15 protein-coding genes are annotated in these 13668 nt (G+C 61.1%); 13 read left to right on the forward strand and 2 right to left on the reverse strand.

Annotated elements, in window-relative coordinates:
- Positions 1–42 precede the first annotated feature (42 nt).
- The 6 genes from O0879_RS19250 (at position 43) to O0879_RS19275 (ending at position 7558) form a co-directional block, all read left to right on the forward strand.
- Positions 43–501, forward strand: a complete 459-nt coding sequence (locus O0879_RS19250) for a transcriptional repressor (RefSeq protein WP_289899931.1) — start codon at positions 43–45, stop codon at positions 499–501.
- Between the two features lie 119 nt (positions 502–620).
- Positions 621–3233: an alanine--tRNA ligase gene (gene alaS, locus O0879_RS19255; protein ID WP_289918223.1), complete on the forward strand. Its 2613-nt coding sequence runs from the start codon at positions 621–623 to the stop codon at positions 3231–3233.
- 205 nt (positions 3234–3438) lie between these two features.
- Positions 3439–3696, forward strand: coding sequence for a sulfurtransferase TusA family protein (locus O0879_RS19260; RefSeq protein WP_225317265.1), 258 nt, complete (start codon positions 3439–3441; stop codon positions 3694–3696).
- Between the two features lie 256 nt (positions 3697–3952).
- Positions 3953–4702: an electron transfer flavoprotein subunit beta/FixA family protein gene (locus tag O0879_RS19265; protein ID WP_034759884.1), complete on the forward strand. Its 750-nt coding sequence runs from the start codon at positions 3953–3955 to the stop codon at positions 4700–4702.
- Positions 4703–4742: 40 nt separating this feature from the next.
- Positions 4743–5675 (forward strand): FAD-binding protein, encoded by a 933-nt coding sequence (locus O0879_RS19270; protein WP_077400542.1) that lies wholly within the window; start codon positions 4743–4745, stop codon positions 5673–5675.
- A gap of 92 nt (positions 5676–5767) precedes the next feature.
- A complete protein-coding gene (locus tag O0879_RS19275; RefSeq protein ID WP_289918224.1) occupies positions 5768–7558 on the forward strand; it encodes an acyl-CoA dehydrogenase in 1791 nt (596 codons plus the stop codon).
- Between the two features lie 84 nt (positions 7559–7642).
- Here O0879_RS19275 and O0879_RS19280 read toward each other — a convergent pair whose 3' ends face one another.
- Together O0879_RS19280 and O0879_RS19285 are read right to left on the reverse strand one after the other, a co-directional pair.
- Positions 7643–8269 (reverse strand): glycine zipper 2TM domain-containing protein, encoded by a 627-nt coding sequence (locus O0879_RS19280; RefSeq protein WP_099665213.1) that lies wholly within the window; start codon positions 8267–8269, stop codon positions 7643–7645.
- 136 nt (positions 8270–8405) lie between these two features.
- Positions 8406–8840, reverse strand: a complete 435-nt coding sequence (locus O0879_RS19285; RefSeq protein WP_289918225.1) for an NINE protein — start codon at positions 8838–8840, stop codon at positions 8406–8408.
- 288 nt (positions 8841–9128) lie between these two features.
- Here O0879_RS19285 and rpsP point away from each other — a divergent pair, with 288 nt between their 5' ends.
- The 7 genes from rpsP (at position 9129) to O0879_RS19320 (ending at position 13622) form a co-directional block, all read left to right on the forward strand.
- Positions 9129–9380, forward strand: a complete 252-nt coding sequence (gene rpsP, locus O0879_RS19290) for a 30S ribosomal protein S16 (RefSeq protein WP_010395524.1) — start codon at positions 9129–9131, stop codon at positions 9378–9380.
- A gap of 13 nt (positions 9381–9393) precedes the next feature.
- Positions 9394–9951, forward strand: a complete 558-nt coding sequence (rimM, locus tag O0879_RS19295) for a ribosome maturation factor RimM (protein WP_077400554.1) — start codon at positions 9394–9396, stop codon at positions 9949–9951.
- A gap of 50 nt (positions 9952–10001) precedes the next feature.
- On the forward strand, positions 10002–10748 hold the full coding sequence (gene trmD / locus O0879_RS19300; RefSeq protein ID WP_289906265.1) for a tRNA (guanosine(37)-N1)-methyltransferase TrmD: 747 nt from the start codon (positions 10002–10004) through the stop codon (positions 10746–10748).
- A gap of 134 nt (positions 10749–10882) precedes the next feature.
- Complete coding sequence (gene rplS, locus O0879_RS19305; protein WP_035825414.1) at positions 10883–11266, forward strand: 50S ribosomal protein L19; 384 nt, start codon at positions 10883–10885, stop codon at positions 11264–11266.
- Between the two features lie 78 nt (positions 11267–11344).
- On the forward strand, positions 11345–12004 hold the full coding sequence (locus tag O0879_RS19310; protein ID WP_289918228.1) for a CoA pyrophosphatase: 660 nt from the start codon (positions 11345–11347) through the stop codon (positions 12002–12004).
- Between the two features lie 97 nt (positions 12005–12101).
- Positions 12102–13061 carry a CobD/CbiB family protein gene (locus O0879_RS19315; RefSeq protein WP_099665209.1) on the forward strand — a complete coding sequence of 320 codons (960 nt, stop codon included), beginning with the start codon at positions 12102–12104 and terminating at the stop codon, positions 13059–13061.
- 225 nt (positions 13062–13286) lie between these two features.
- Complete coding sequence (locus O0879_RS19320; protein ID WP_029496213.1) at positions 13287–13622, forward strand: DUF3579 domain-containing protein; 336 nt, start codon at positions 13287–13289, stop codon at positions 13620–13622.
- Positions 13623–13668 lie beyond the last annotated feature (46 nt).

The following is a 13668-nucleotide window of genomic DNA, read 5'->3' on the forward strand; positions in this document are numbered from 1 at the left end:
TTCCGGGCAGGGGAGTCAGGCGGATGGTGTATTCTGTCGGCTATGGAACGCACAACACGTCAAAAAACCGCTATTCAAGCCGCCATCGAGTCGGCCCAGCGCCCCTTGTCGGCGCAGGAAATCCTCGAACAAGCCAGCTTGCAGGTGACGCAGCTGGGCATCGCCACCGTTTACCGCAACTTGAAATCGCTGGTGCTGGAAGAAAAGGTGCACGTGGTGACCTTGCCGGGTGAAAACCCGCGCTATGAGTCGAACACGGCCGCCAATCACCACCACCACCATTTCCAGTGCACCACGTGCCAGCGCGTGTTCGACGTGCATGATTGCCCGGGCGACTTGAAGCGCATGGCGCCGCAAGGCTTTGTCGTCGAGCGCCACGAACTGACCCTGTACGGCCGCTGCGCCGACTGCAATGCGGCCGCCGGCGCCACGGCCACAGCGGGGAGCGCCGTAGTTGCCACCACTGTGCACGCCTGCGCCAGCCACCACGACCCGGCCTGAGCGGGCAGGTTGTCGATGTTGGCACGGGCGCAACAATGCCCTGGCCCGCCGTCATTGCCGTACCCCATATCACGTATAATCTTCCCTTTAAAGCTGCCGCCACTCTTTGCCAAAAAAACATGAAATCAACTGAAATCCGCGACAAGTTCCTCAAATTTTTCGAGTCCAAGGGCCATTCCATCGTCCGTTCCAGCTCCCTGGTGCCAGGCAACGATCCGACCTTGCTGTTGACGAACAGCGGCATGGTGCAATTCAAGGATGTGTTTACGGGCACGGACAGCCGTCCGTACACGCGTGCCACCTCCGTGCAGCGCTGCGTGCGAGCCGGCGGCAAGCACAACGACCTGGAAAACGTCGGCTACACGGCGCGTCACCACACTTTCTTTGAAATGCTGGGCAACTTCAGCTTCGGCGACTATTTCAAGCGCGACGCGATTCAATACGCGTGGGAACTGCTGACCAAGGTATATGGCTTGCCGGCCGATAAGCTGACCGTCACCGTCTACATCGAAGATGACGAAGCGTACGATATCTGGGCGAAAGAAATTGGCGTGCCAACCGAGCGCATCATCCGCATCGGCGACAACAAGGGTTCGCGCTACGCGTCGGACAATTTCTGGCAGATGGCGGACACGGGCCCATGCGGTCCATGCACGGAAATCTTCTACGACCACGGCGCCGACATTCCTGGCGGCCCGCCGGGCTCGCCTGACGAAGACGGCGACCGCTTCATTGAAATCTGGAACCTGGTGTTCATGCAGTTCAACCGCGATGAAGCGGGCGTCATGCACAAGTTGCCGAAGCCATGCGTGGACACGGGCATGGGTATGGAACGCCTGGCCGCCGTGCTGCAGCACGTGCATTCGAACTATGAAATCGACCTGTTCCAGCACCTGATCAAGGCTGCCGCGCGTGAAACGGGCGCCACCGACCTGGAAAACAAGTCGCTACGCGTGATCGCCGACCACATCCGCGCCGCCGCCTTCATGATCGTCGACGGCATCATCCCGGGCAGCGAAGGCCGCGCGTATGTATTGCGCCGCATCATCCGCCGCGCCTTACGCCATGGCCACAAGCTGGGCCAGACGAAACCGTTCTTCTACAAGCTGGTGGCTGACCTCGCCATCGAGATGGGCGGCGCCTATCCCGAGCTGGAAGAAGCGAAAGACAACGTCGCCAACATGCTGAAGGCCGAGGAAGAGCGTTTCGGCGAAACCCTGGAAACGGGCATGAAAGTGCTGGAAGCGCAGCTGGCCAAGGATGCCTCGGGCATCGACGGCGCCACCGCCTTCACCCTGTACGAAACCTACGGCTTCCCGCCGGACTTGACGGCCGACATTTGCCGCGAACGCGATATCACGTTCGACCAGGCCGGCTACGACGCGGCCCTGAAGGAAAGCCAGGAATTGTCGCGCAAGGGCGGCAAGACGCACAAGGACAGCAAGGTCGAGTACACGGGCGAGAAAAACACCTTCGTCGGCTACGATCAATTGACGTTCAGCAGCAAGGTCGTCGCGCTGTACGCGGCCGGCACGCAGGTAGCTGAACTGAAAGCCGGTGAAGCGGGCATCGTCGTGCTCGACACCACGCCGTTCTACGCGGAATCGGGTGGTCAGGTGGGCGACCAGGGCGTGATTTCCTCGGGCGCGGGCAGCTTTGCCGTCAGCGACACCCTGAAAATCCAGGCCGACGTGTTTGGCCACCACGGCGTGCTGGAATCGGGCGCGCTGAAGGTGGGCGACGCCGTCTCGGCGCAAGTCGACACGGCCAAGCGCGCGCGCACCATCCGCAACCACTCGGCCACGCACTTGATGCACAAGGCCTTGCGCGAAGTGCTGGGCAGCCACGTGGCGCAAAAGGGTTCGCTGGTCGACCCCGATAAAACCCGTTTCGACTTCAGCCACAATGCACCGATGACGGCAGAGCAAATCGCCGCCGTGGAAACCATTGTCAATAAAGAGATCCTGGAAAACCGCGCCACGCAAGCGCACCTGATGTCGTTTGACGATGCTGTCAAGCATGGCGCGATGGCCCTGTTCGGCGAGAAATACGGCGACGAAGTGCGCGTGCTCGACATCGGCAGCTCGAAAGAGCTGTGCGGCGGTGTCCACGTGCAGCGCACGGGCGATATCGGCTTGTTCAAGATCATCGCCGAAAGCGGCGTGGCCGCCGGCATCCGCCGCGTGGAAGCCGTGACGGGCGAGGGCGCGCTGGCGCTGGTGCAAACCATCAACCGCCGCCTGGTCGAGGCAGCCAATGCCCTGAAGGCGCAGCCGGAAGAGCTGACTGCCCGTATCGGCCAGGTGCAGGACCACGTGAAGGCGCTGGAGAAGGAACTGGCCGCGCTGAAATCGAAACTGGCGTCGGGCCAGGGCGATGAACTGGTCACGCAAGCCGTCGATGTCAACGGCATCAAGGTGCTCGCTGCCGTGCTGGACGGCGCCGACGTGGCCCGTCTGCGCGAAACCATGGACAAGCTGAAGGACAAGCTGAAAACGGCCGCCATCGTGCTGGCCAGCGTGGCCGACGGCAAGGTCAGCCTGATCGCCGGCGTCACGGCCGACGCGACTGGCAAGGTCAAAGCGGGCGAGCTGGTGAACTTCGTTGCACAGCAAGTGGGCGGAAAAGGCGGCGGACGCCCCGATATGGCGCAAGCGGGCGGCACCGATCCGAGCGGCCTGGCGAACGCCCTGGCCGGCGTGCCGGCCTGGGTCGGCGAACGCGCGAAATAAGGCGTAAGCTAGGCTCCATGCGGGGTTTTCGCCCCACAGCCCCTTGAAAACGGCCCGCAGACGGTGTTTGCGGGCCGTTTTGCCGTGTGGAATCTCGTTGTGACACCACAACAGCCGATGAACTATTTTGGTGCAGCGCGTCAATGCCCCTGATTTAGAGTAGTATGTCGAAAATCAGTACAACAAAAATGGCGGGATATTGATGATGAGCGACACACTACTTGATACCGAGATTATGGAATTTCATAAAGAACTCGACGCGCGGGGCTTGAATTGCCCCTTGCCGATTCTGAAGGCGAAAAAGGCTTTGTCAGAGCTGCAGAGCGGGGAAGTGCTGCGCATCATGGCAACCGATCCAGGTTCCGTGCGCGACTTCCAGGCTTTTGCCAAGCAAACGGGCAATGCCCTGCTGTCGCATGTGCAGACGGGTACCGAATTCGTCTTCCTGATGCAACGCAAATAATTCTGCCAGCCGGGGCCGCCGTGGCGCGGCCTGGTGAATACCCTGCCGTGTGCGTTACTTTCATGCCCTTTTGCTGCCTTGCAGCGTAGCGGCGGACTCCCCTGAAATCGTCAAAGCTGGACAGTTTAGATGGATTGCTCTAACAAAAAATCGCACGATCGTGCTTAAATTCGGTTCAAGATTCAAATTTCTCTTATAATCGAACGCACAATCAGCACTTGATCCGTCATTTTTATAATTTCCCAAAGGCATAGCTATGAAAGTCTTGGTACCCGTCAAACGCGTGGTCGACTATAACGTCAAAGTCCGCGTCAAGAGTGACGGCACTGGCGTCGATACCGCCAACGTCAAAATGTCGATGAACCCTTTCGATGAGATCGCGCTGGAAGAAGCGATGCGCCTGAAAGAAGCCGGCAAGGTCACTGAAGTGGTCGCCATCTCCTGCGGCGTGACGCAGTGCCAGGAAACCCTGCGCACGGCCATGGCCATCGGCGCCGACCGCGGCATCCTGGTGGAAACGACGACTGAACTGGAACCGCTGGCCGTGGCCAAGCTGGTCAAGTCCCTGGCCGAGAAAGAGCAGCCGCAACTGATCATCCTGGGCAAGCAAGCCATCGATGACGACAGCAACCAGACCGGCCAGATGCTGGCAGCCCTGCTGGGTTGGCCGCAAGCCACGTTCGCCTCGAAAGTCGTGCTGGAAGACGGTAAAGTCACCGTCACCCGCGAAGTCGATGGCGGCCTGGAAACCCTGGCATTGACCTTGCCAGCGATCATCACCACCGACCTGCGCCTGAACGAGCCACGCTATGTGACCTTGCCGAACATCATGAAGGCCAAGAAAAAGCCGCTCGAGACCGTCAAGCCGGAAGACCTGGGCGTCGATGTTGCGCCACGCCTGAAGACCCTGAAAGTCGTCGAGCCAGCCAAGCGCTCGGCCGGCATCAAGGTCCCGGACGTCGCTACCCTGGTCGCCAAGCTGCGTACCGAAGCCAAAGTCATCTAAGCGGCTTTGCCGTCTACCCAGAACAATTACAGGACATATCATGGTCGCATTAGTTATTGCTGAACACGACAACGCTACCTTAAAGGGCAGCACCCACCACACCGTGACCGCGGCTGCCCAGTGCGGCGGCGACGTGCACGTGCTCGTCGCAGGCTCGAACGCATCGGCCGCCGCCGCTGCCGCCGCGCAAATCGCCGGCGTGACGAAAGTCATCGTCGCCGACGCGCCATATTTTGCCGACGGCCTGGCCGAAAACGTGGCCGAGCAAGTGCTGGCCATCGCCGGCAACTACAGCCACATCCTGGCGCCAGCCACCGCCTACGGCAAGAACATCCTGCCGCGCGTGGCCGCCAAGCTGGACGTCGCGCAAATCTCGGAAATCACCAAGGTCGATTCCCCGGACACCTTCGAGCGTCCGATCTACGCCGGTAACGCCATTGCCACCGTGCAATCTGGCGACAAGGTCAAGGTCATCACCGTGCGCACCACCGGTTTCGACGCCGCTGCCGCCACCGGCGGTTCGGCTGCCACGGAAACCGTCGCCGCCGTCGCCGACGCGGGCAAGTCCGCCTTCGTGGGCCGCGAACTGGCCAAGTCCGACCGTCCTGAACTGACCGCCGCGAAAATCATCGTGTCGGGCGGCCGTGGCATGGGTTCGGCGGAAAACTTCCACATCCTGGAACCGCTGGCCGACAAGCTGGGCGCCGCCATGGGTGCTTCGCGCGCCGCCGTCGACGCCGGCTTCGTGCCGAACGACTGGCAAGTGGGCCAGACGGGCAAGATCGTCGCGCCATCGCTGTACATCGCCGTCGGTATCTCGGGCGCGATCCAGCATCTGGCCGGCATGAAAGATTCGAAGACCATCGTCGCCATCAACAAGGATCCGGAAGCGCCGATCTTTGCCGTGGCCGACTACGGCATCGTGGGCGATCTGTTCGAGATCGTGCCGCAACTGGTCAAAGAACTGGGTTAAGTCACACCCCTTCCGGTTTTGTTACTGACAAAGCCACGCCGGCCCGCCCCACACGGCGAGCCGCGCGTGGCTTTTTTCTTGGAGAAAAGAAGATGAGCTATCAAGCCCCGCTGAAAGACATGTTGTTCGTGATGAACGAACTGGCCGGCCTGGCCGAAATCCACACCTTACCCGGCTGCGAAGACGCCACGCCCGACACGGCCGAAGCCGTGCTGGAAGAGAATGCCAAGTTCTGCGGCGGCGTGGTGGCCCCCTTGAACGGCCCCAGCGACAAGGAGCCGAGCTTTTGGCACGACGGGCAGGTCACGACGTCGAAAGGTTTCAAGGACGCGTTCAAGGCGTATGGCGAAGCGGGCTGGCAGGGCGTGCAGCACCCGACGGAATTCGGCGGCCAGGGCTTGCCCAAGCTGCTGGCCACGCCGTGCATCGAAATGCTCAACTCGGCCAGCATCTCGTTCGCTCTGGTGGCCCTGCTGTCGGACGGCGCCATCGAAGCGCTGCTGACGGCCGGCAGCGACGAGCAAAAAGCGGTGTATCTGGAAAACCTGGTGTCGGGCAAATGGACGGGCACGATGAACCTGACGGAGCCGCAAGCCGGGTCCGACCTGGCCGCCGTGCGCACGCGCGCCGTGCCGCAGGACGATGGCACGTATAAAGTCTTCGGCACGAAGATTTTCATCACGTACGGCGAGCACGACATGGCGGAAAACATCGTCCACCTGGTGCTGGCCCGCACGCCGGACGCGCCCGCCGGCGTGAAAGGCATTTCGCTGTTCATCGTGCCGAAATTCCTCGTCAATCTTGACGGCAGCCTGGGCGCGCGCAACGACGCCCATTGCGTGTCCATCGAGCACAAGCTGGGCATCAAGGCCAGCCCGACGGCCGTATTGCAATTCGGCGACCACGGTGGCGCCATCGGCACCCTGGTGGGGGAGGAAAACCGCGGCCTCGAATACATGTTCATCATGATGAACGCGGCCCGCTTCGGCGTGGGCTTGCAAGGCATCGGCCTGGCCGAGCGCGCCTACCAGCAAGCCGTGGCGTTCGCCAAGGACCGCGTGCAGTCGCGCGACCTGGCCGGTTCGCCTGGCCCCGTTTCCATCATCCACCACCCGGACGTGCGCCGCATGCTGATGTCGATGCGCTCGCAAACGGAGGCGGCGCGTGCGCTGGCCTACGTGGGCGCGGCCATCAGCGACGTGGCGCACCACCATCCGGACGTGGAAGTGCGCGCGGAAAGCCTGGCGACGTATGAATACCTGGTGCCTGTCATCAAGGGTTGGGCCACGGAAATGTCGCAAGACGTCACGCGCGACGGCGTGCAAGTGCATGGCGGCATGGGTTTCATTGAAGAAACAGGCGCCGCCCAGCATTACCGCGACGCCAAGATTCTCACCATTTACGAAGGCACGACGGCCATCCAGGCGAACGACCTGGTGGGCCGCAAGACGGTGCGCGACGGCGGCGCCGTGGCGAAAGCCATCATCGCCCAGGTGCGCGCCACGGAAGCCCAACTGGGCGAACTGTCCGGCGCCGACTTCCAGGCCATGCAGCGCCACCTGGCCGAAGGCAGCGCCGCGCTCGAAGCGGTAGTGGAATATGTGGTGGCGAACATGAAGACGGATATCAAGGCCGTGTTCGCGGGCAGCGTGCCCTATTTGAAACTGGCCGGCATCGTGCTGGGCGGCTGGCAAATGGCCCGTGCGGCCGTGGTGGCGCAGCAAAAGTTGGGTGAAGGCAGCGGTGACGCTTCGTTCTACAAGGCAAAAATCGCCACGGCGCGCTTCTTTGCCGACCACATCCTGTCACAGGCGCCAGGCTTGCGCGCCACCATCATCGACGGCAGCGCGGGCGTGATGGCCTTGTCGGAAGAGCAGTTTTAAGTTGAAACTTGGCCGGCGCCCGCTGGCTGAATGCGAAAAAGCGCTGGAGATCACTCTCCAGCGCTTTTTTACTCTTTCAAAAGCTTATCTTCTGGCAATGCCGTTGCCCGAGTTGCGTACGAGGTCGCCAGCGGCCAGCCCAGGATCCTGATCAAACGCGAAATCGGCCTTGGCGCCCGTTTCGTACTGCACGGTAACGGTCCACACCTTGCTGTTTTTCATGTGGCCTTCGACTTGCTTGCCCGCGAAAGCGCCGCCGGCGGCGCCGGCCAGGGTGGCCAGGTCCTTGCCGCGTCCGCCGCCAACCTGGCGGCCCAGCAGGGCGCCGGCCACGCCGCCGCCGATCATGCCCAGCGCGCCGCCTTCGCCCGCTTTTTCAGCGACGTTGACTGCCAGCACCTTGCCGCACTCGGCGCAGATCTGCTGCTGGGCTGGTTTGCTGTTCTGGCCCGCATACGAATTGCCCGCCTTTTGCGCGGCCTTGGCGTTGATGATGGCCTGGTCGTATTCGCCCTTGGCGTCGCGCAGGCATTGCATACGGGCTTTCGAGCTGGTTTCTTCTGCGCACAGTTTCTTGTCGTCCGCATAGCGCGTGTTGGCTTGCTTGGTGTCGTACGCGTATTGCGCTTTCGGCGACAGGTTTTGCGCGAAGGCGGAGGTGCTGAACAGGGCCGTGACGGCGACTGCGAGGATGAGTGGGCGACGAATCATGATCTTCTCCTAGGGGGTGTTGAATGTGCCAGTAATGTCGGCATTGTGAATGCAGTATAGAGGAAAATCATGATTGCTTACCAACACTTACATGTGCGTGCGGCAGGCGCGATCCGATGCTATTTCCGGGTGGAAATTAACCGTAGGCGCCGCCTGTATACAGTAAGTCGAACAGGCGCGCCATGGTGGCGATCAGCACGCCTGCGCCTAGCATCAAGGTAGCGACCAGTACCACGGCCAGGGGCCAGCCCGTGTCCGACTGGCGGCTGGAGGCGGCGTTGTAGCGCGCATCCCACTTGTCGTCCGGCATCAGGCCCAGCACCAGCGCTTCCAGGAAGCCGCCCAGGGCGGACAGGGTCAGCGGCAATATCTGGTAAAACCAGTCCGCTTCGGGAAACAGCTGGCGTAGCAGTAGCGAGGCGGGCAGGGCGGCCAGGTGTAGCCAGCCCCAGCGGTCCCTGGCGCCGTGCAGGTAGAAGCGGTGGGCGCCCAGCATGCCCAGCAGGAAGGCCAGCAGTGTCGTGAAGGCCTTGTTCTTGTGCGACTGTTGCAAAATGGTAGCGGTGGTCATGGGACTCCAGAGTTGCTCATCGGTAAAGATTGCCAGTATCGGTCATTGCTTGCCGCAACGATAGCACTTTCAGGCGGCGTTCAGGCAATGCTGTCGTGCAATATCAACGCCTGGACGTGGCATGGCAGGCACGATAGACGCACGCGCCTATTGCGTCTTCGGCCATGACTGGTCATAATGTTTGATTAGCCCAAATTACACGCCCGTCATCATAACGCTTGCTGCCTGGCGGTAAAGCGCGCTATAATTTGCGGCTTTTTCCGCCTCAGCACACTTTTTGGAAATATTATGGTCGTTATTCGTTTAGCTCGTGGAGGCGCCAAGAAGCGCCCGTTCTTCAACATCGTCGCTACTGACTCGCGCAATCGCCGCGATGGTCGCTTCATTGAGCGTATCGGTTTTTACAACCCGATGGCGCAAGGTGGCGAAGTTCCACTGCGTATCACCGCAGACCGTCTGGCCTACTGGCAAGGCGTTGGCGCACAATTGTCGCCAACCGTTGCTCGCCTGGTAGCTAGCAACAACAAAGCAGCAGCTTAATTAGATCACTGGTTTGACGGTCAAGACTGCATCCGGGGTGAAAGTCCCCGATGACCTGGTACAGGTAGGCTATGTCTCCGGTGCTTATGGCATTGCTGGCGGGGTCAGGATCACTCCTTTCTCCGACGACGCGGATGCATTATTAAGCGTCAAAACCTGGTGGTTTGATAAACCGACCTTGCATGATGTTCAAGTCAGGCAAGCGAAGTTACACGGCGGCGACGTCGTGGCCCAGCTGGTGGGTGTGGTCGGGCGGGATGCCGCAGAAGCGCTGAAAGGCGTCTCTGTGCAAATTCCGCGTAGCCATTTCCCGACGCTGTCGGCCGATGAATTTTATTGGTCCGATCTGATCGGACTGACAGTCGAGAATTTGCAAGGCGAGTGCCTCGGCACAGTGCACGACATGATGAGCAATGGTCCGCAGTCGATCTTGCGCGTTACGCCCGTCGCCACTGCCGATGAGACCGTTGAAAAGGCGCCTGAGCGCCTGATCCCGTTTGTTGGCCAGTTTGTCATTAACGTTGACAAGGCTGCCAGCAAGATCACGGTCGACTGGGGCCTCGATTATTAAACCGCCTGCGCTTAACTTTGCGCCGGGCAAACTTTGCAGGATGGTGAACGATGCAATTTGATGTCGTGACCCTGTTCCCGGAAATGTTTGCCGCGCTGACGCAGTCGGGTGTGACCCGGCGCGCCTTCGAGCAGGGGAAATGTGGCTTGTCGCTGTGGAATCCCCGCGATTTCACCACCGACAATCACCGTACCGTGGATGACCGCCCATATGGCGGCGGCCCTGGCATGGTCATGATGGCCCGTCCCCTCGAAGCGACAATTAATGCCGCGAAGCAACGTCAGACCGATCTCGGCCTGGCGGCGCCCCGCGTGGTGTTCATGTCGCCGCAAGGCCGTCCGCTGACGCACGAGCGCGTCACGCAGTTGAAAGCCGAACCTGGTTTGGTGATCCTGTGCGGCCGCTATGAAGCCGTGGACCAGCGTTTGCTGGACCGTTGCGTCGACGAAGAAATCAGCGTCGGCGACTTTGTCCTGTCGGGCGGCGAGCTGCCCGCCATGGCGCTGATGGATGCGGTGATCCGCCTGTTGCCGGGTGTCTTGAACACCGAGGCATCGGCCATCGAGGACAGCTTTGTCAATGGCTTGCTCGATTCGCCGCACTACACGCGGCCGGAAACATATGAAGGCATGGCCGTGCCGCCCGTCTTGATGGGTGGCAATCATGCCGAGATCGTCAAGTGGCGCCGCCAGCGCATGCTGGAAGCGACCGCGACAAAGCGGCCTGACCTGCTGGTCAGTGCGCGCGCCGCCGGCTTGCTCAGCAAGACCGACGAAAAATTCCTGGCCAGCCTGTAAACCGTTCTCGGACGGCCAGCAGGGTGGCTTTGCAGTGCCGGGCATGTTGCCCAAATTGGTAATACCCATCCTCTACCGGGCGGATAGCACGCTATCCACAGTGCGCCGGCATGATGGTTTTCGGAGTTATAAAAATGGACTTGATTCAACAATTAGAGCAAGAAGAGATCGCCCGTCTGGGTAAATCGATTCCTGACTTCGCACCAGGCGATACCGTTATCGTCAGCGTCAACGTAGTCGAAGGTACGCGCAAGCGCGCCCAGGCTTACGAAGGCGTCGTTATCTCCCGTCGTAACCGTGGCCTGAACTCGAACTTCATCGTTCGCAAGATCTCGTCCGGCGAAGGCGTTGAGCGTACGTTCCAACTGTACTCGCCGCTGATCGCTTCGATCGAAGTGAAACGCCGTGGTGATGTTCGCCGCGCCAAGCTGTACTATCTGCGTGAGCGTTCGGGTAAATCGGCGCGTATCAAAGAAAAATTGCCAAATCGCCGCGTTGTGGCGAAAGCAAGCGCGTAATATCAGCGTCTGCGTTGGGAAAAGGGGTGCCTCTCGGCGCCCCTTTTTTATTCTGAATTGCTATTGAGGCAAGCTGCCATGGCCACCATCGCATTTGATCCCAAACAACTCGCCATCGATTCGATCGCCGGCGAGGCGGCGCTGGACGCCGAACGCCTGACGCCGGACTGGCTGCGCCAGCGCTTGGCCGAACAGCCCGACTGGCAGCCCGAGATTACCCAGGATTTCCTCTCCGCACGCGCCGTGCCCGTGCGCGCCGCCGTGCTCATTCCGCTGGTGCAACGGCCACAGGGCTTGACCATCTTGCTGACCATGCGCACGGACCACCTGAGCAGCCATGCGGGCCAGGTCAGCTTTCCGGGCGGGCGCAGCGAACCGTTCGACGGTTCGCCCGTGGCCACGGCCCTGCGCGAAACGGAAGAAGAAGTGGGCCTGGCGCGCGAACACATTGAAGTGCTGGGCTGCCTGCCCGACTACCTGACGGGCACCGGTTACCAGGTCACGCCCGTGGTGGGCCTGGTGACGCCGCCGTTCGAGCTGCGCGCCGACCCGTCGGAAGTGGCGGAAATCTTCGAAGTGCCGCTGGCCTTCCTCATGGATGGCCTCAACCACCAGCGCCTGTCGGTGGAATTGCCCGGCGGACGGCGCTCGTTCTACGCCATGCCCTACGAGCGCTTCTACATTTGGGGCGCCACCGCCGGCATGCTGCGCAATCTGTTTCACCTCTTGCGCGCGTAAAATGGCACCCCGCACGTAATAAGTTTGATTCCAGCACTGCACTGCGCTATCGTAGCGGGCATTGCGGTATTGCTGAAAAAGACAAAAAGGACCATTGATGACATTTCTCTCCATACTTTGCGCATTGCTGATCGAGCAGCTCAAACCTTTGCGCGCGGACAATCCGATCTACGCCGAAATCAAGAGCCTGGCAATGCGCATGGAGACCTGGTTCAATGCCGGCCACGCCAACCACGGCCGCATGGGCTGGTTCCTCATGATCGGCGTGCTGATGGTGCCGACGGCCGGCGTGTACTGGCTCTTGCGGCATTACCAGCTGACCCCCCTGGCCTTCGTCTGGAATGTCCTCATCGTCTACCTGACCCTGGGTTTTCGCCATTACAGCCATTATTTCACGTCGATCCAGCTGGCCCTGAGCGCCGGCGACGAGGCGTCCGCGCGGACCTTGCTGGCCGAGTGGACCAAGCTCGACACGGTAGGCATGGAAGCGAGCGAAATCGCCCGCATTGCCGTGGAAAAAGCCCTGATCACCACGCATCGCAATGTGTTTGGCGTGTTCTTCTGGTTCCTCATGCCGCTGGGCCCTGCCTGCGCCGTGATGTACCGCGTGGCCGAATACCTGGCGCGTGCCTGGAACGAGCCCGAGCACATGCGCAATGAAGCGTTCGGCCAGTTCGCCGCGCGCGCCTTTTACCTGATCGACTGGATTCCCGTGCGCCTGACGGCCGTGGCGTTTGCCGTGGTCGGCAATTTCGAGGATGCCATCTACGCCTGGCGCAATTTCGCCCAGCGCTGGCAGGACGAGGCCATCGGCATCATCCTGACGGCCGGCGGCGGCGCCATGGGCGTGCGCCTGGGCACGCCGGCGGAAACGGCGGCCCGCGTGGTCGTCACGCCCGACATGGCCGTCGACGACAGCGACAGCGAAAGCGATATACTGCCGGGCGAAGAGCCGGGCGCACGCGCTTTGCAGAGCACGGTGGGCCTGGTCTGGCGCGCCTTGCTGCTGTGGATGCTGCTGCTGTTGTTGATGTCGGGCGCCGTTTTCCTCGGCTGACGCGGGCGCACACGCGCCATCCATGCGCCCGGCGCGTGGAACAAGGTTAAAATAGGGGCTGGCGCGTTACGCGTGCCGGCCCCTGTTTGCATCGTCAGGGCAGATCGAGGTAGAACCCAAGTCTTCTATAAGATATAATACTGGCTTACCGCAGCAAACGTAGTTGAATTACCAGCCCGGCTTACCCGCCGGGGCCATTCACGCAATCCAGTCCCGACAAGCCACATGGCCGAGTTATCTCAAAAAACAGGGGAACTCTCAGACGAGTTCTTCATCCTTGGTCTCACCAGCAATGGCAAGCAATTCCGACCCAGCGATTGGGCCGAGCGCCTTTGTGGAGTGATGTCCTGTTTCAATCCCGAAGGCGGCGGGCGCAATGCGCACCTCCAGTATTCGCCCTACGTGCGTCCGACCGTCGTCAACGGCGTCAAGTCGGTGGTCGTCAACACCAAGCTGCGCGAAATCGAGCCGATGGCGTTTCACTTCGTGCGCGAGTTCGCCAAGGATAACGACCTGCAGATCGTCGAAGCCTGCTTCCTGCCGCCCCCCGAAGAAAAGTAAGACCCGTTTCAATTGATTTGCCTCAAGCCCGCCACGGCGGGTTGGC

The organism is Janthinobacterium sp. SUN120, assembly GCF_030397735.1.
GTDB classification, from domain to species: domain Bacteria; phylum Pseudomonadota; class Gammaproteobacteria; order Burkholderiales; family Burkholderiaceae_D; genus Janthinobacterium; species Janthinobacterium kumbetense.

Bases quoted from the DNA above. Each gene is read 5' to 3' on its own strand.
- rpsP (WP_010395524.1), top strand. From the start codon at position 9,129: ATGGTCGTTATTCGTTTAGCTCGTGGAGGCGCCAAGAAGCGCCCGTTC.
- O0879_RS19275 (WP_289918224.1), top strand. From the start codon at position 5,768: ATGAGCTATCAAGCCCCGCTGAAAGACATGTTGTTCGTGATGAACGAA.
- O0879_RS19285 (WP_289918225.1), bottom strand. From the start codon at position 8,840: ATGACCACCGCTACCATTTTGCAACAGTCGCACAAGAACAAGGCCTTC.
- O0879_RS19310 (WP_289918228.1), top strand. From the start codon at position 11,345: ATGGCCACCATCGCATTTGATCCCAAACAACTCGCCATCGATTCGATC.
- alaS (WP_289918223.1), top strand. From the start codon at position 621: ATGAAATCAACTGAAATCCGCGACAAGTTCCTCAAATTTTTCGAGTCC.
- O0879_RS19250 (WP_289899931.1), top strand. From the start codon at position 43: ATGGAACGCACAACACGTCAAAAAACCGCTATTCAAGCCGCCATCGAG.
- trmD (WP_289906265.1), top strand. From the start codon at position 10,002: ATGCAATTTGATGTCGTGACCCTGTTCCCGGAAATGTTTGCCGCGCTG.
- rplS (WP_035825414.1), top strand. From the start codon at position 10,883: ATGGACTTGATTCAACAATTAGAGCAAGAAGAGATCGCCCGTCTGGGT.
- O0879_RS19320 (WP_029496213.1), top strand. From the start codon at position 13,287: ATGGCCGAGTTATCTCAAAAAACAGGGGAACTCTCAGACGAGTTCTTC.
- O0879_RS19265 (WP_034759884.1), top strand. From the start codon at position 3,953: ATGAAAGTCTTGGTACCCGTCAAACGCGTGGTCGACTATAACGTCAAA.
- O0879_RS19270 (WP_077400542.1), top strand. From the start codon at position 4,743: ATGGTCGCATTAGTTATTGCTGAACACGACAACGCTACCTTAAAGGGC.
- O0879_RS19280 (WP_099665213.1), bottom strand. From the start codon at position 8,269: ATGATTCGTCGCCCACTCATCCTCGCAGTCGCCGTCACGGCCCTGTTC.
- O0879_RS19315 (WP_099665209.1), top strand. From the start codon at position 12,102: ATGACATTTCTCTCCATACTTTGCGCATTGCTGATCGAGCAGCTCAAA.
- O0879_RS19260 (WP_225317265.1), top strand. From the start codon at position 3,439: ATGAGCGACACACTACTTGATACCGAGATTATGGAATTTCATAAAGAA.